This is a genomic window from Pseudophaeobacter sp. 1A16562 (assembly GCF_041008785.1).
Classification (GTDB): domain Bacteria; phylum Pseudomonadota; class Alphaproteobacteria; order Rhodobacterales; family Rhodobacteraceae; genus Phycobacter; species Phycobacter gallaeciensis_A.
This window is the reverse complement of sequence record NZ_JAXGFT010000023.1, coordinates 13,053-28,580: the sequence shown is the minus strand read 5'-3', so window position 1 is coordinate 28,580 and position 15,528 is coordinate 13,053. Positions and strand designations below refer to the sequence as shown.

The following is a 15,528-nucleotide window of genomic DNA, read 5'->3' as shown; positions in this document are numbered from 1 at the left end:
GCCCGCACCTCAAATCGTTTATTGATTGCAACAATTCAACGTTTTGCACGTATCGACAGACCCTTTTTCCTGCCGATTACTAAGGCAAGAGTTATTATGTGAGGACGATTTGATGTTGAAAATTATCAAGCCCCGTATTCGGCGGGAAAGAAAGTTCGAAGAACAGCAGGCGGTTCTGGACGTCATCGACAGGACACAGGCCGTTATCGAGTTTGCGACAGACGGCACAATCCTAAAAGCAAACAAGAATTTCCTCGAAACCCTGGGCTATGAACTCAGCGAGATCGAAGGGCATCATCATTCGATGTTCGTCAAGCCCGAAGACGCGCAATCGGCGGATTATGCGACCTTCTGGTCGGGATTGGCATCGGGGGAATATTATTCGGACCGCTTCGAACGAGTTTCGAAATCCGGCGAACCTGTCTGGATACAGGCAACCTATGCGCCCGTATTCGACTCTGAAGGCAAGGTGCGCAAAGTCATCAAGATTGCCACCGACGTGTCCGATGCCAGCGCCCGCCAGGAAGCCATGGATGGCATCCTTACCGGGCTTGAGGCCATCAGCCAGGGCGATCTGCGGCACCGGGTCGAGGTATCAGACATCAAAGAGCTGAGCACCCTTGGCACCACCTTCAATGCGGCCATCGAAAAACTGGAGCAAGTGGTTCTATCGGTCAAACAGGTTGCATCGACCGTCTCCGCAGCCGCCGACGGGATCGAAGGCTCTTCAGGGGAACTGTCGTCACGCACGGAATCGCAGGCGGCGACATTGGAAGAAACCGCCGCCGCAGTGGAAGAGCTGTCATCAGCGGTGAATTCCTCGGCCAATCTGGCGCAGGATGTCAAAGGCATCGCAGATACGGCGCAGCGGACTGCTAAGGACAGCAATAAAGTCATGGACCGGGCCGTCGACGCGATGGAGGCAATCAAGCAATCCTCCGAGGAAATCGGAAGCATTGTCTCCCTCATTGACGACATTTCGTTTCAGACCAACCTTCTGGCTTTGAATGCCGCCGTCGAGGCCGCCCGTGCCGGAGAGGCAGGCAGGGGGTTTTCGGTGGTTGCGGCCGAGGTTCGAACCCTGGCCCAGCGCTCGGGCAGCGCTGCAGGGGAAATCAAAAAGCTGATCGAACGCAGCTCTTCGCAGGTGCATTCGGGTGTGGATGTCGTGGCACAGGTCGGCCAGGAACTTCAGACCATCATTGGCGGCGCATCGGACATCTCCGAACGCATCGGTCATATCGCCAGTGGCGCCAAGGAACAGGCAGCCGCCTTGCAAGAGATCAACGTTGGCATCGGTCAGCTTGATCAGGTCACGCAGCGCAATGCCGCAATGGTGGAAGAAACCAGCGCCGTCAGTCTGGACCTGTCGCACAACGCCCGGCTGCTGCAGCAGCGTGTCGCTACTTTCAAGGTCGGCGGTGACGCGGGGCAAGGCACCGTCCGGGCTGTCCGAGCCACCCCGGACACGCCCCTACAAACACACCGTCCGGCGGCCTGAGACGGGGGTTTCAAAACCCTCCCCCAGCACTGGCTTTCTTAGACCCCCAACGAACAAACCGCGCCGCAGCAATGCGGCACGGTTTGGTATTCTAGCCTTCAGACTGGTTCAGCCCTTGGCGTAGCCGATGCTTTGCAGGGCGTCCTTTATCTCATCCAGGATGGCCGGATCGTCGATGGTTGCGGGCATCTTGTAAGGCGTGCCGTCTGCGATATTGACCATGGTGCCGCGCAGGATCTTGCCAGACCGCGTCTTGGGCAGGCGGTCCACCACCACGGCCAATTTGAATGCCGCAACCGGGCCGATCTTTTCGCGTACCAGCTTCACGACCTCAGAGACGATCTCTTCGCCCGGGCGGTTGGTGCCCGCGTTCAGGCAAAGAAAGCCAACCGGCATCTGCCCCTTCAACTGATCACTAACGCCGATCACCGCGCATTCGGCAACATCGGGGTGCGAGGCCAGAACCTCCTCCATGCCGCCGGTGGACAGGCGATGGCCGGCCACGTTGATCACATCATCAGTGCGCGCCATGATATAGAGGTAACCATCCTCATCCTTCATGCCTGCATCGCCGGTTTCATAGTAGCCCGGGAAGGTGGTGAGATAGCTTTTCTTGAAACGTTCCTCGGCATTCCAGAGGTTCGGCAGGGTGCCCGGCGGCAAGGGCAGCTTCACCGCGATGGCGCCAAGTTCACCTGCAGGCATCGGATTGCCGCCCTCATCCAGGATATCCACCTCATAGCCCGGCATCGGCACGGCGGGCGAGCCAAGCTTGGTCGGCAGTTCCTCGATCCCCAGCGGGTTCGCAGCGATGGACCAGCCGGTTTCAGTCTGCCACCAGTGGTCGACCACCGGCACCTTCAGCTGGTCCTGCGCCCAGGTGATGGTGTCGGGGTCAGCACGTTCGCCCGCGAGATACACCTGTTTCAAGCAGGACAGATCGTATTTACCAACGAATTCGCCCTTGGGGTCTTCGCGCTTCACGGCGCGGAACGCCGTAGGCGCGGTGAAGAAGCTCTTGACGTTATGCTCGGAAATCACCCGCCAGAAAGTACCCGCATCGGGGGTGCCCACAGGTTTACCTTCGAACACGATTGTGGTGTTGCCATGGATCAGTGGCCCATAGCAGATGTAGCTGTGCCCGACGACCCAGCCCACATCAGAGGCCGCCCAGAACACGTCGCCCGGATCTACGTTGTAGATGTTCTTCATAGACCAGTTCAGCGCCACCAGCTGCCCGCCGGTGTGGCGGATCACGCCCTTGGGTTGCCCCGTGGTCCCGGAGGTATAGAGGATATACGCCGGGTGGTTGCCCTCGACCGGCACGCAATCGACCGGTTCGACCCCGTATTGGAAGCCGTGCCAGTTGACATCACGCCCTTCGACCAGCTCGGCAACCTCTTGTTCACGCTGGAAGATCACGCAGAAGTCGGGCTTGTGCGTGGCCAGATCAATGGCCCCATCCAAGAGCGGCTTGTAGTGGACCACCCGGCCCGGCTCCAACCCGCAGGAGGCAGCGATGATCGCCTTGGGAGTGGCATCGTCGATGCGCACCGCCAGTTCGTTTGCCGCAAAACCGCCAAAGACCACCGAATGCACCGCGCCGATACGGGCGCAGGCCAGCATCGCCTCAAGGGCTTCGGGTATCATCGGCATGTAGATGATGACCCGGTCACCCTTTTCAACGCCCTTGGCCCGCAGCGCACCGGCCAGCGTGGCGACGCGGTTGCGCAGCTCAACGAATGAAATCTCGCGCTTGGTATGGGTGATCGGGCTGTCATAGATAATCGCCGTCTGCTCGCCACGTCCGTTTTCCACGTGGCGGTCAACGGCGTTGTAGCAGGTGTTGACCATGCCGTCGGCGAACCATTCATACAGCCCGCCGCCAAGATCGCTCAGCGCCCGGCTCGGAGCCTGGTCCCAGTCGATCGCTTTCGCGGCCTCCATCCAGAACCCCTCAGGATCCGATTTCCAGCTGGCATATACGTCTTGATACGACATGGCGTCCTCCTCGCTCCTCGATGCAAAAGAGTTATGCCCAAGCGATGCGCCCGGGCAAGCCGCCGAAGGAACGTGGCGTCACAGTGTAGCAGAAATTTGCAATTTCGGCCTGTTACGCCCTGCAAATATATGCAAACGCGGCGGAGCCTTACGTGTTAAGGCGCAATTTCTGGAAATCTGCAAAGTTGCAAAGCCAATTTGGCTAAGAACTGCCACTACGCCTTCGAATCAATGCGCAGCACTCCACGCGTCAGGACGCCCATCTTGCGATCCGCGCGGCATCCGCACAGCCCTGCCCGTTCCCGCAGCAAGTCGCAAAATGATCCCTGGTTTTGCCGCATATCCCCTTGCAACCCGACGCGCGGCGTCTAACCTGCCGACAGGAGAATTACATATGACACAAAGCGATATCTGGCGTCTCAGCGCCACCGAATTGACCACCCAGACCCGTGCCGGGGACATTTCCGCCGAGGCTGCGGTTCAGTCCTCGATCGACCGCATGCAGGCCGCCAATCCCGCGCTCAATGCGGTGGTCGAAGACCTGAGCGCCGAGGCGCTGGAACGCGCCCGGACCCTCGATAAGGCACGCGCTGCAGGCGCTGCGCCCGGCCCGCTGCACGGGGTGCCGGTTACCATCAAGATCAACGTCGACCAGACGGGTCATGCGACCTCGAACGGGGTCACCGCGCTGAAGGATCTCATCGCCCCGGCGGATGCCCCGGTGGTCGAGAACCTGCACAAGGCCGGTGCCGTCGTGATTGGGCGCACCAATACGCCGGAGTTTTCATTCCGTGCCGATACCGACAACCCGCTGCACGGACGCACCTACAATCCCTGGGGACGGCATATTTCGCCGGGCGGCTCTTCTGGCGGCGCAGGTTCAGCCGTAATGGCCGGGATCGGCGCGCTGGGGCATGGCAATGATATCGGCGGCTCTCTGCGCTTTCCGGCTGCGGCCAACGGCGCGGTCACGGTGAAACCGGGCCTGGGCCGTGTGCCTGCCTGGAACCCCAGCCAGAAGGCAGAGCGCGGCATGTTGGCGCAATCCATGTCGGTGCAGGGTCTGATCACCCGTTCGGCCGAGGATCTGCACCTGGCAATGCCGACCATGATCGCCCCCGATGCGCGCGATCCCTTCCACGTCCCCCTGCCCTGGCGCGGGGAAGCCCCCGAAGGACCGATCAAGGTCGCCTTTACCCGCAACACCCACGGCTATGATCTACACCCCGAGGTCGAGGCGGCGCTGCTGACCGCCCGTGATGCGCTGAGCGATGCCGGTTACGTGGTGGAAGAGGTCGAGCCGCCCAATGTGTTCGAGGCAGGCCGCAACGGCTATCGCGCCCTGATGGGCGAGGTCTACGCGATGATGAAAAAGGACGTGGATGCCGCCGGATCGCAAACCGTACGCGACATCTTCGAGGTCTACTTCCAGGAGTTCCCGCCTTTCATGGGCGATGAGCTGCTGCAGATGATGGCAAAACGCAGCCATTATGCGCGGGAGTGGTCCCTTTTCCAGCAGGACTATCCGCTCGTGCTGACCCCCTTCCTGCCGCAGCCCTTCTTCAAACCGGATCGCGACACCGAAGGCGCGGAAGGCGTGCACGAGGTGCTGGGCTGCGCGGTCTATTCCTATGCGATGAACTTCATGGGGCTGCCCGCAGGCTGCGTTCCCTCCCGGCTGGCGCAGCTGGAGCAAGGCCCGCAGCCGATCAACGTCCAGATCGTATCGCCGCGCTGGCGCGAAGACATGGCGGTCGATGCCTGCGCCGCGATCGAGGCTCGCGTTGGCCGTATGCATCTGCCGCTGTGGGAGATGATGGATCAGGGCTGACACAGCCTGCCCCAACCTTGAACACCTTTATAAAGGGGCGCTGCAAACCGCAGCGCCCCTTTTCACATCTCAGTCTTCTGGATCAGGTGAACTGCTCCGAGATCAGCCGCTCTTCCAGTCCGTGGCCGGGATCAAACAGGATTTTGTGCCGGATGCTTGTATCCGTCCGGATCTCCACCCAGTCGATATTCTCGAATGAGATTGAATCCGCTTCGGCCATCACCGGGCGCTTGTCGGCCTCCAGCACGTCAAAACGCACATTGGCGGTACTGGGCAGCAGCGCTCCGCGCCAACGCCGCGGGCGAAAGGCTGCCACCGCCGTCAGGGCCAGCACATCGGCGCCGATTGGCAGAATGGGGCCGTGGGCAGAGTAGTTATAAGCGGTAGAGCCGGCCGGCGTGGACACCAGCGCCCCGTCGCAAACCAGCTCGGCCAGCCGCTGTCGCCCATCCACCGAAATCTTCAGCCGCGCCGCCTGTGGCCCGGCCCGGAGCAGCGACACCTCGTTGATTGCGAGCGCGTGGTGGATCTTTCCATCCCGGTCCATTGCCGTCATCGATAGCGGGTTGATGATTTCCTGCTCCGCTTCCCGGAGCCGCTCGATCAGCGCCTCTTCGTGATATTCGTTCATCAGGAAGCCGACGGTGCCCCGGTTCATGCCATAGACCGGCGCGGGCAGATCGACGGTTTCGTGCATGGTGCGCAGCATGAAGCCGTCTCCGCCCAAAGCCACGATCACTTCCGCCTCCTGCGGCGGAACATTTCCATAGCGGTCGACCAAAGCCTTGAGCGCGATTTGCGCCACCTTGGCGGAGCTGGCCAGAAAGGCGATTCTCATGAAGCTATTCTCATTGGGGCCACCCTGAGGTCACGACTGGGGGCGCAGGGCGCGGAAATCTGTTTCCGGTGGTGCGCATTCGGTTCCGAAACAAGCACAGCTGCCCCACAAAGACCAGAGTGGCCGTTCTGCCGCAGGTAATAGTCGCTTTACGGGCTTTTAGATCGGCCGTGTTTCCGATAGGAAATCGCGCAATCCCACCTCCAACCCGACGGAGCCAGCATGACCGAGACCACCCGTGACCCCGGTTTTTTCACCCAGTCCCTCGCCGATCGCGATCCCGAACTGTATTCTTCGATCACTGACGAGCTGGGCCGCCAGCGCGACGAGATCGAGCTGATCGCATCGGAGAACATCGTTTCTGCCGCAGTGATGGAAGCACAGGGATCCGTGCTGACCAACAAATACGCCGAAGGCTACCCGGGGCGCCGCTACTACGGTGGCTGCCAGTATGTCGACGTGGCGGAAAACCTGGCGATCGAACGCGCCAAGGAACTGTTCGGCTGCGGCTTTGCCAATGTCCAACCGAACTCGGGCAGCCAGGCCAACCAGGGCGTCTTCCAGGCGCTGATCAAACCCGGCGACACCATCCTTGGTATGGATCTCGCCTCGGGCGGTCACCTGACCCACGGCGCCGCGCCCAACCAGTCGGGCAAATGGTTCAACGCCGTGCACTATGGCGTGCGCCGCGACGACAACCTGATCGACTATGATCAGGTCGAAGCCATGGCACTGGAGCACCAGCCCAAGCTGATCATCGCCGGCGGCTCCGCGATCCCGCGAGTCATCGACTTTGCCCGCTTCCGCGCAATCGCAGATAAGGTTGGTGCCTATCTGCACGTGGATATGGCCCACTTCGCCGGTCTCGTGGCCGCAGGTGAGCATCCCTCGCCCTTCCCGCACGCGCATGTGGTGACCACGACCACCCACAAAACTCTGCGCGGTCCGCGCGGCGGCATGATCCTGACCAACGATGCCGATATCGCCAAGAAGGTGAACTCGGCCATCTTCCCCGGTATCCAGGGCGGCCCGCTGATGCACGTGATCGCAGCCAAGGCTGTTGCGTTCGGAGAGGCCCTGCGTCCCGAGTTCAAAAGCTACCAGAAGCAAGTGCGCGCCAATGCGGTGGCCCTTGCTGATCAGCTGATCAAGGGCGGCCTGGACATCGTCACCGGCGGCACCGACACCCACGTCATGCTGGTCGACCTGCGCCCCAAAGGCGTGACCGGCAATATCGTGGACAAGGCCCTCGGCCGTGCGCATATCACCACCAACAAGAACGGCATCCCGTTTGACCCGGAAAAGCCGACAGTGACCTCGGGCATCCGCCTTGGCACCCCGGCGGGCACCACCCGCGGCTTTGGTGAGGAAGAGTTCCGCCACATCGCCGACCTGATCGTCGAGGTGATCGATGGTCTGGCCGCCAACGGTGAAGACGGCAACGAGGCCGTGGAAGAGGCCGTGCGCGGCAAGGTCGCGGCCCTCTGCGCCCGATTCCCGCTCTACCCGAACCTCTGATCCCAGAACGGTTCTTTATGCTTCCAGTGCCCGGCGCGATGACATCGCCCGGGCATTTTTCTTGCCGAATGTCAGTTTATCGGGCAATGGATATTCTCAAGGAGGAGTACGGCGCCTGACAGGACCGTCTCCGCCCTGCACAGTTTGGTAACCATTTATTTTGTTTGAGATCTTGTAACATGGCGAATTTTCCCGCCGGTCCCAACCGCACCCGCCGCCTTGAACGCCGACTTGGCGATGCCATGCGGGCCCGCCTACCCTTTGCCGTGGCAGAATTTGTTATGTTCGGCCTCAAGCAGGCCTGGGCCGCCATATTCGGAGCCTTGCTCCTGTTCGGCATTCTCTTCAGCAATCACATCTGGCAGCCGGACTGGGTGCTCGCGCGCTATGACGCGCTGCTGATGTACGCGCTAGCCTTGCAAGCGTTGCTTTTGTGGACCGGGATGGAAAGCTGGCGCGAAGTTCGCGTGATCCTGCTGTTTCACCTGACCGGCACCGCAATGGAGATCTTCAAGGTCCATATGGGCAGTTGGAGCTATCCGGGCGACGGTCTGTTCAAGATGTATCAGGTGCCGGTTTTTTCCGGTTTCATGTATGCCTCGGTGGGGGCCTATATGGCGCGGGTCATCCGGCTGTTCGACATGCGTTTTGCACCCTATCCGCCCTACTGGATGCCCCTTCTGCTTGCGGTGGCGATCTATGGCAATTTCTTCGCCCATCACTTCCTGCCTGATATGCGCGTCGTGCTTTTTGCGGCAACGGTGGTCATTTTCCTGCGCACCCGTATCTGGTTCACCATCGGTCATAACCGCTATTGGATGCCGCTGCCGCTTGCGGCTTTTCTATCCAGCTTTTTCCTGTGGCTGGCTGAAAACATCGGCACGGGCACGCGGACCTGGCTTTATCATGGGCAGGCCCCGACAGATTGGGTGAGCCTTGCCAAGATGGGGTCCTGGTACCTGTTGCTGTACGTAAGCTTTGCCACGGTAACCCTGGTTTTCCGCGAGGCGCTGAGCGATAAGGCGCTACACGCCTCGCGTCCCCGTGTCAAAGACCCCACCGGCGCAGCAAAGGCGCCCTGGCTGCGCTAGACGAACCCGCGCCAGCGCAACACGAGGATCAGCAGCGCCACGACGGCCAGCAAGGAAAACGCCATGCTGCCCAGCATCTGCAACAGCCGGTCCTTGCGCCGCTCCGCCAGATTGATGCTGCGCAGATGAGCCGTAACCTCGCGGCTGGCTCCATGCAGCGCCGCCTGATCCAGCGTCAGGCTCAGCTTCGGATGCTCCAGCAGCGGCAGGGCTTCGGCCAGTCTCATCCCCTGTCGGTAGATCCGCCGCGGCAACTGGCGGCGCGCCTTGCGTAGGGCCGAAGGCAGATCACCCGAGGCCTGCGTACGCTCGGCCAGCAGGCTGCGGATTTCTTCGATTTCCTCAAGGACGGTCTGTGACATCGTTCTGGGCTCCGGTCCGGCGGCGTCCTGCCTGCCAAGGCGCAACCTACCGCGTTCACATAGCTGGCTCAATGGGGCTGGCGCCGCTGCGCCATCGCGTTTATCACCTGCCCCCATGCTGAACACGATCCTGCACGGTACCCCGACTGACCGCCCGCCTCTTCTGATCGCCCACGGGCTTTATGGCTCGGCCCGCAACTGGGGCGTCATTGCCAAACGCTTGTCCGACGAGCGCCAGGTGATCGCAGTGGATATGCGCAACCATGGCAACAGCCCCTGGAGCGACAGCCACAGCTATCCCGATATGGCCGAGGATCTGGCCGAGGTGATCGCGGCCCACGGCGGACAGATGGATGTGATCGGCCACTCCATGGGTGGCAAGGCCTCGATGATGCTGGCGCTGCTGCACCCGCAGGCGGTGCGGCGCCTGCTGGTCGCCGACATTGCCCCGGTCAGCTACACCCACAGTCAGATCCAGTTCATCGAAGCCATGCGGCAGGTGGATCTGGAACAGGTGACGCGTCGCTCGGATGCCCATGCACAGCTAGCTAAACTGGGTGTGGAACCAGCTTTGCAGAGCTTCTTCACGCAATCGCTTGATATTCAGGGAAAACGCTGGCTGCTGAACCTTGATGCGCTGGCCAATCATATGCCCGACATCATGTCCTTTCCGCAGGTTGAGGCCAGCTGGGACGGGCTTGCGCTGTTTCTGTCCGGCGCCAATTCGGACTATGTGCTGCCGGAGCACAGGCCGCAGATCCGGGCCAAGTTCCCCAACGCACGGTTCGCCAAGATCCCCGACGCCGGGCACTGGCTGCATGCAGAAAACCCGCGCGCCTTTGAACAGACGGCGCGGGCCTTTTTCAACGCCTGAACAGGCTGTGTCATGATCCGGGCCACCCTGATCCTGGAACGGCCCGGATGATCGCGATTACATGCCCTTGTCGACCGGCTCTTCGATCGAGGCACCCGCTGCTGCCCAATCGGACAGGCCGCCGGTGTTGTAAACGGTTTCATAGCCCATATCCTTGAGCAGCTTGCCCGCAAGGGCCGCCCGGCCACCGCTAGCACAATGCAGCAAGATCGGACGATCCATCTTCAGGGTGTCGTCGTGGAACGGGCTGGCCGGATCGGCGCGGAATTCCAGCATGCCGCGGGGGATATGGTGCGACCCCCGCACCCGGCCATTGGCCGACAGTTCCGGCGCATCACGGATATCCAGCAGCAAGGCGCCTTGCTCCAGCAGTTTCTGCGCCTCTTCCACCGGCAGGCGCTCCACGGCGGCGTTGGCGTCTTGCATCATCTGTTGCAGAGTCAGGGGCATGACAGTTTCCTTTTCTTGATCAGCAGGTTCAGCCGCCCATCCATCATCGGCGGCTCCTCTCGCAGCACGCTACGCGCGAAGCCATCCGGGCGGCAACCCCGCAAAGGCCGCGCCTCAACCAGCCGTGATCGCCTCCCTGCCGAAAGTGTGCCCACGCCAACCGGAACAAGGTTGCCATGGGCCGGTTTCCTCAGCGCGCGCTGATCTTTTCCGGTTTCGCCATCCATTCGCGCCCCTTCAGCATGGCCTTCCAGTAGATCGGCGGCAGGATCTTCTCCTTCAGCAGCCAGGCTGTGCGCGAAGGCTTGGTGCCGTCCAGCAGGAACTTCGGGAAACTCGGCAGCATGGCGCCGCCATAGCCGAACTCGGCCAAGACGATCTTGCCACGCTCCACGGTCAGCGGACAGGAGCCATAGCCGTTGTATTGCGCGACCGGCGCCTTGCCTTCGATATCCGCCGCCAGGTTTTCCGCCACGATGGGCGCCTGAATACGTGCCGCGGCAGCGGTTTTGGCATTTGGTGCGTTCATCACATCGCCCAGCGACCAGATATTGTCATAGCTTGTGTGGCGCAGGGTGGACTGATCCACATCGACCCAGCCTGCGGCATCGGCTAGCGGCGACACCCGGATGAAATCCGGCGCCGTCTGCGGCGGGCAGACATGCATCATGTCGAACTCCATCTCGACCCGTTCGACCGGCGTGTCCGGCTTGGCCAAATCAAACCAGGCCTTGCGTGCCTCGCCATCGACCGCCACCAGATTGTGGAAGAAGTTCAGATGAGCGCCGTATTTCTTCACATAGCCTTCGAGCGCGGGCACATAGTCCTTGACCCCGAACAACACGCCACCGGCGTTGTTGAAATGAATGTCGATATCCTTCAGCACCCCGTTTCGCAGCCAGGCATCGCCCGACAGGTACATTGCCTTTTGCGGCGCCCCGGCGCATTTGATCGGCATCGGCGGCTGGGTGAAGATCGCCCGCCCCTTTTTCAGCCCCCGCACCAGCTCCCAGGTGTAGGGCGCCAGATCGTAGCGGTAGTTTGAGGTGACGCCGTTCTTGCCCAGCGTTTCGACCAGTCCTTCGACCTTGTGCCAGTCCAGTTTCAGCCCCGGACAGACGACCAGCCGGTCGTATTTCACCACCCGGCAGCCATCCAGAACGACGGCATCGTCCTTAGGCTCAAAGGCCGCGACCGCCGCCTTGATCCAATGCACATCCTTGGGGATCAGCGATCCCATGGTCCGCACCGTGTCTTGCGCGTCAAAGATACCGCCACCGACCATGGTCCAGCCCGGTTGATAATAATGGATATCCGCCGGATCGATGATCGCGATATCAAGATCCGGCTTGCGGGATTTCAGGCTGGAGGCCACCGAGATCCCGGCCGCGCCGCCGCCGACGATGACCACGTCGAACCGCGCATCCGCCCGGTCCGTCGGCGTTTTGCCGCCATTGGCAATCCGTCGCACAACCCCACCCATGTCATAGCCAGCCGCATTGGTCGTGGCGAGGATATCCGCAACGCTGAGCCGGTCGGCCTGCGACAGCGACCACAAGGTTGCCGAGCGGGTGCCCGAGCGGCAATAGGCCAGCACCGGCCCCGGCAACTCCGTCAGGGCCGCACCGAACCCGGCGGCATCCGCGTCGCTGACCTTGCCCGACACGATCGGCAGGTAGCGCGCCTCAAGCCCCAGCTTTTCAGCCGCAGCCTGAATTTCGTCAAAGGTGGGCTGATCCGCCCCCTCCCCGTCCGGCCGGTTGCAGATGATCGCCCGATACCCCGCATCGCGGATCGCGGGCAGGTCCGCGATAGTGATCTGCGGGCTGACCGACAGGCCACTCGTCAATGTCTTGAAGTCCATGGTGTCTCCTCACGTCTGGTGGCGCGTGACCAGCAAAACCAGCCCGTGCAGCTCCCGAAAGTCAGATCACCGGACCTGACATCGGCAAACACTGCAGCCCCCTCTCACAAAACTACATTCATTTTATAAGTTTCGGTGCTACACCCGTCGGTGACTTAGTCACCAAAGCCGTAGATGCCAGACATCACCCCGAGGCATCACGCCTTTGCGGCGTCTTCCGCCAGGCTCAGCAGAGCCCCGCGATCCTGAATATGGACGCTTCCCCGCGCCTGCCGAATCCATCCGCGGCGCTGGAATTCCTGCAATTGCCGCGACACCACCTCGCGGGCGGTGCCCAGTTCGACGGCGAGCCGCTGGTGCGTGGTCTCGATCCGGTCATCGCCTTTGGAAATCTCCAGCAGCCGCTGCGCTAGCCGCACGTCCATCCGCTGGAAGGCGATTTCATCGATCACCAGAAACAAATCGGTAATCCGCCGCGAAAAGGCGGTGAAGACAAAATTCCGGAACGAGGGTGACTGCGCCACCAGATCGTCAAAAACCAGACGTGGCACAGCGGCGGCCCGCACCTCGGTTTCCGCGATACCTTCGGCGGAATATTCCGCATAGCCCATCAGGCAGGCGGTGGTGAGAACGCAGCTTTCGCCGCCGCCCACACGGTAGAGGACGATCTCACGGCCACTGTCCGACAAATGCTGAACCCGAACGGTGCCCTCCAACAGGAACAGCATATGCTCGGCCGTTTTGCCCGGCCCAAACAGAACAGTCCCCGCAGGCACATCGATCAGGGTGCTGCGCTGTAGCAGCACCTGTCTGGCCGGGGTTTCCAGCTGCGAAAGACCGGGAAACTGATCGACCCAATCCCGGCTTTCGCTCTCCGCCGTCACGTTGCGCTCTCCGGTCGGGGGTCCAGTGGCGCGATCCGTGCCAATAGGTCGCCCCTGTTCGAAGCGATATCTGCGATGGTCACTTCTTCCAGCACCGCCATGAAGGCCTGGGTAGCCTCCTGAATCTTTCGGGAGAGTTTGCAAACCCCCATCAGCGGGCAGGTATTCTTGTCGGGGTTGAAACACTCCACCACTTCCATCGGCCCCTCGGTCAGGCGCACCACATCCGCGACCACGATTTCGTGAGCAGGCCGCCCCAGACGAAAACCGCCGCCGCGCCCGCGCTGGGTCTGCAGGTAGCCCGCCTTGCCCAGTTCATGCACGATTTTGACCACGTGGGGGCGCGACAACCCATGGATCTGCACCATGTCCTCGACCCGCACCAATGTCGGCGCCTTCAGCGCTGCCAACTGCAGGGAACGCAAGGCATAATTGGTATATCTGGTCAGCTTCATGATTGTCTCCCCGGCGCCGCAGGGTACGCAGCAGGGCCAGTATAGAACCGCAGTCACGGCAGCGAAAGTGCGGCCGCGGCGCACGTGTTCTCCCATTATCACAACGCGGCCAAACCGGCGCATTCGGCCTGAATAGCGAGGCCGGAAAATGCTGAGTGACATTAACTCTATTATTACAAGTTTTATGAAATTTGTGAGCCAGCACGTCACGCTGCATTCGAACAAACCTCGGACCAACAAGGCGCAATATGAACGACTGGACTTCCGGCTATGTGGCCGATCTTGATTACACACATGACTTTTTTCGCGAACTGGCGCCGTCCCACCTCGCCTTCTGCGCCGTCTCTCAAGGGAAGAAACACGGGCTGAACCGATCCAAGCTGACATATTGCGAACTGGGCTGCGGCCAGGGCGTTTCGGCAAATCTGCTGGCAGCGGCCAACCCGCATATCGAATTCCACGCGATGGATTTCAACCCGGCTCATATGGTTGGCGCCCGGGCACTGGCCGAAGAAGCAAAGCTGGACAACATGCATTTCCACGAACAATCCTTCGAAGACTTCGCCAATGCGCCGGGCCTGCCCGAGACCTTTGATGTCATCGCCCTGCACGGGGTCTACAGCTGGGTGTCCAGGGAGAACCAGCAGCATATCCTCGACTTCCTGTCGAAGCGGCTGAAATCCGGCGGCATGGTCTACATCAGCTACAACACGCAACCCGGTTGGGCGGCGGCTGTGCCCCTGCGCCGCATCCTGGTGGACCGCACAGCTCAGGGCAGTGGCCCGCTGGCCGAGCGGATCGGCGATGCGATCCAGCACCTGGAACAACTGGATCAGGCCGGAGCGGGGTATATTTCCTCGAACCCGTCGCTGTCCGCATGGATTGAAAAGATCAAGAACATGTCGCCCAACTATCTGGCGCATGAGTATCTCAACAGGGACTGGACCCCGTTCCATTTCGCCGATGTGGCCAGCGACATGTCCGAGGCCAAACTGTCCTTCATGGCCTCGACCGATCCGATGGATCATCTGGACGACGTGTCATTTTCCGCCGAGCAGCTGGCCCTTCTGAACGCGGAAACCGATCCGGTGCGCCGTCAGGGCCTGCGGGATCTTTTGCTGAACGAGCAATTCCGCACCGACCTGTTTATCCGGGGGGAACTGCCCCACACGGCACGCGGCGCCATCGGCGCCTGGTTTGAAACCACGCTGGCGCTGTCGCGCCGCTATGGCGGTGGGCGACTGACCTTCAAGGGGCGTCAGGGAGAGGTTCCCCTGCAATCAGAGCAGTACGCGCCGGTGCTGACGGCGCTGCAGGACGGTCCGCAAACCGTGCGCAACCTGCTGGATCAGGGCGCTTTCGGGCAGAACACATGGGAGGCAATCACCCGTATCCTGACCGTTCTGATCGGCGCAGGCCACATCACCCCCTGCTTGCCGCAGGAAGGTCTGCAAGAGCGAGCAGCACATTGCCGCGCCTTCAATACCGCCGTGTGCAAACGCGCTGAAGACAGCGAAACCCTGCGCTTTCTGGCTTCACCCGTGACTGGCGGCGGCATCGAAATGGACCGGTTTGAACAGCTGTTCCTGCTGGCCCGCAGCGAAGGGCTACAAACGCCGAATGAATGGGCAGAGCTGGCCTGGCAGATCCTCGCGCCGCAAGGCTATCGGCTGCATGCCGATGGCCGTATTCTGGAAACACCCGAGGAAAACCTTGCGGTTCTGCGGGTGCGGGCCAACACATTTGCAGCCCAGCGCCTGCCGCTCTGCGAAAGCCTCGGCCTCACGCTTGAGCCACCAATGCCGAACCCAGAGGCCCAGCCCCACTCGCAGGCTGTCGCCTGACGGGGCCAGCGGCTC

At 61.4% G+C, this 15,528-nt stretch carries 13 protein-coding genes; 6 read left to right on the top strand and 7 right to left on the bottom strand.

The features are described from left to right. The first annotated feature begins 112 nt into the window (after positions 1-112). A complete protein-coding gene (locus SM764_RS21320) occupies positions 113-1,501 on the top strand; it encodes a methyl-accepting chemotaxis protein (RefSeq protein ID WP_369002710.1) in 1,389 nt (462 codons plus the stop codon). 108 nt (positions 1,502-1,609) lie between these two features. Here SM764_RS21320 and prpE read toward each other — a convergent pair whose 3' ends face one another. After that, positions 1,610-3,502 (bottom strand): propionate-CoA ligase PrpE, encoded by a 1,893-nt coding sequence (prpE, locus tag SM764_RS21315; RefSeq protein WP_274828444.1) that lies wholly within the window; start codon positions 3,500-3,502, stop codon positions 1,610-1,612. 394 nt (positions 3,503-3,896) lie between these two features. Between prpE and SM764_RS21310 the strand changes: the two genes are divergently transcribed. Beyond that, the gene (locus tag SM764_RS21310; protein ID WP_369002708.1) at positions 3,897-5,333 is read left to right on the top strand and encodes an amidase family protein; all 1,437 of its coding nucleotides are present in this window, start codon (positions 3,897-3,899) and stop codon (positions 5,331-5,333) included. Positions 5,334-5,415: 82 nt separating this feature from the next. Here the strand turns inward: SM764_RS21310 and SM764_RS21305 are convergent, their stop codons facing one another. Then, a complete protein-coding gene (locus tag SM764_RS21305) occupies positions 5,416-6,171 on the bottom strand; it encodes an NAD kinase (protein ID WP_369002706.1) in 756 nt (251 codons plus the stop codon). 222 nt (positions 6,172-6,393) lie between these two features. Between SM764_RS21305 and glyA the strand changes: the two genes are divergently transcribed. Together glyA and SM764_RS21295 are read left to right on the top strand one after the other, a co-directional pair. Further along, complete coding sequence (glyA, locus tag SM764_RS21300; RefSeq protein ID WP_274834205.1) at positions 6,394-7,689, top strand: serine hydroxymethyltransferase; 1,296 nt, start codon at positions 6,394-6,396, stop codon at positions 7,687-7,689. Positions 7,690-7,868: 179 nt separating this feature from the next. Then, positions 7,869-8,780 carry a DUF817 domain-containing protein gene (locus tag SM764_RS21295; protein WP_369002705.1) on the top strand — a complete coding sequence of 304 codons (912 nt, stop codon included), beginning with the start codon at positions 7,869-7,871 and terminating at the stop codon, positions 8,778-8,780. On the opposite strand, the gene SM764_RS21290 is transcribed toward SM764_RS21295, so the two are convergent. Next, a complete protein-coding gene (locus SM764_RS21290; protein WP_369002704.1) occupies positions 8,777-9,142 on the bottom strand; it encodes a hypothetical protein in 366 nt (121 codons plus the stop codon). The genes SM764_RS21295 and SM764_RS21290 overlap by 4 nt on opposite strands. 115 nt (positions 9,143-9,257) lie before the next feature. On the opposite strand from SM764_RS21290, the gene SM764_RS21285 reads away from it, so the two are divergent. Then, positions 9,258-10,016, top strand: a complete 759-nt coding sequence (locus SM764_RS21285; protein WP_274867156.1) for an alpha/beta fold hydrolase — start codon at positions 9,258-9,260, stop codon at positions 10,014-10,016. Positions 10,017-10,073: 57 nt separating this feature from the next. On the opposite strand, the gene SM764_RS21280 is transcribed toward SM764_RS21285, so the two are convergent. From SM764_RS21280 to SM764_RS21265, 4 genes are all read right to left on the bottom strand, one after another. After that, positions 10,074-10,466 carry a rhodanese-like domain-containing protein gene (locus SM764_RS21280; protein WP_065270653.1) on the bottom strand — a complete coding sequence of 131 codons (393 nt, stop codon included), beginning with the start codon at positions 10,464-10,466 and terminating at the stop codon, positions 10,074-10,076. Between the two features lie 190 nt (positions 10,467-10,656). Continuing rightward, complete coding sequence (locus SM764_RS21275) at positions 10,657-12,330, bottom strand: bifunctional protein tyrosine phosphatase family protein/NAD(P)/FAD-dependent oxidoreductase (protein WP_368947092.1); 1,674 nt, start codon at positions 12,328-12,330, stop codon at positions 10,657-10,659. Positions 12,331-12,527: 197 nt separating this feature from the next. Then, complete coding sequence (locus SM764_RS21270) at positions 12,528-13,214, bottom strand: Crp/Fnr family transcriptional regulator (protein ID WP_369002703.1); 687 nt, start codon at positions 13,212-13,214, stop codon at positions 12,528-12,530. Beyond that, positions 13,211-13,669 (bottom strand): Rrf2 family transcriptional regulator, encoded by a 459-nt coding sequence (locus SM764_RS21265; RefSeq protein WP_369002701.1) that lies wholly within the window; start codon positions 13,667-13,669, stop codon positions 13,211-13,213. Before SM764_RS21265 ends, SM764_RS21270 begins: the two co-directional genes overlap by 4 nt. Positions 13,670-13,917: 248 nt before the next feature. Between SM764_RS21265 and SM764_RS21260 the strand changes: the two genes are divergently transcribed. After that, positions 13,918-15,513, top strand: a complete 1,596-nt coding sequence (locus tag SM764_RS21260) for a methyltransferase regulatory domain-containing protein (protein WP_369002700.1) — start codon at positions 13,918-13,920, stop codon at positions 15,511-15,513. The last annotated feature ends 15 nt before the right edge of the window (positions 15,514-15,528 follow it).

Excerpts from the sequence above, each read along its gene's own strand:
- SM764_RS21320 (WP_369002710.1), top strand. The coding sequence starts at position 113 with ATGTTGAAAATTATCAAGCCCCGTATTCGGCGGGAAAGAAAGTTCGAA.
- prpE (WP_274828444.1), bottom strand. The coding sequence starts at position 3,502 with ATGTCGTATCAAGACGTATATGCCAGCTGGAAATCGGATCCTGAGGGG.
- SM764_RS21310 (WP_369002708.1), top strand. The coding sequence starts at position 3,897 with ATGACACAAAGCGATATCTGGCGTCTCAGCGCCACCGAATTGACCACC.
- SM764_RS21305 (WP_369002706.1), bottom strand. The coding sequence starts at position 6,171 with ATGAGAATCGCCTTTCTGGCCAGCTCCGCCAAGGTGGCGCAAATCGCG.
- glyA (WP_274834205.1), top strand. The coding sequence starts at position 6,394 with ATGACCGAGACCACCCGTGACCCCGGTTTTTTCACCCAGTCCCTCGCC.
- SM764_RS21295 (WP_369002705.1), top strand. The coding sequence starts at position 7,869 with ATGGCGAATTTTCCCGCCGGTCCCAACCGCACCCGCCGCCTTGAACGC.
- SM764_RS21290 (WP_369002704.1), bottom strand. The coding sequence starts at position 9,142 with ATGTCACAGACCGTCCTTGAGGAAATCGAAGAAATCCGCAGCCTGCTG.
- SM764_RS21285 (WP_274867156.1), top strand. The coding sequence starts at position 9,258 with ATGCTGAACACGATCCTGCACGGTACCCCGACTGACCGCCCGCCTCTT.
- SM764_RS21280 (WP_065270653.1), bottom strand. The coding sequence starts at position 10,466 with ATGCCCCTGACTCTGCAACAGATGATGCAAGACGCCAACGCCGCCGTG.
- SM764_RS21275 (WP_368947092.1), bottom strand. The coding sequence starts at position 12,330 with ATGGACTTCAAGACATTGACGAGTGGCCTGTCGGTCAGCCCGCAGATC.
- SM764_RS21265 (WP_369002701.1), bottom strand. The coding sequence starts at position 13,669 with ATGAAGCTGACCAGATATACCAATTATGCCTTGCGTTCCCTGCAGTTG.
- SM764_RS21260 (WP_369002700.1), top strand. The coding sequence starts at position 13,918 with ATGAACGACTGGACTTCCGGCTATGTGGCCGATCTTGATTACACACAT.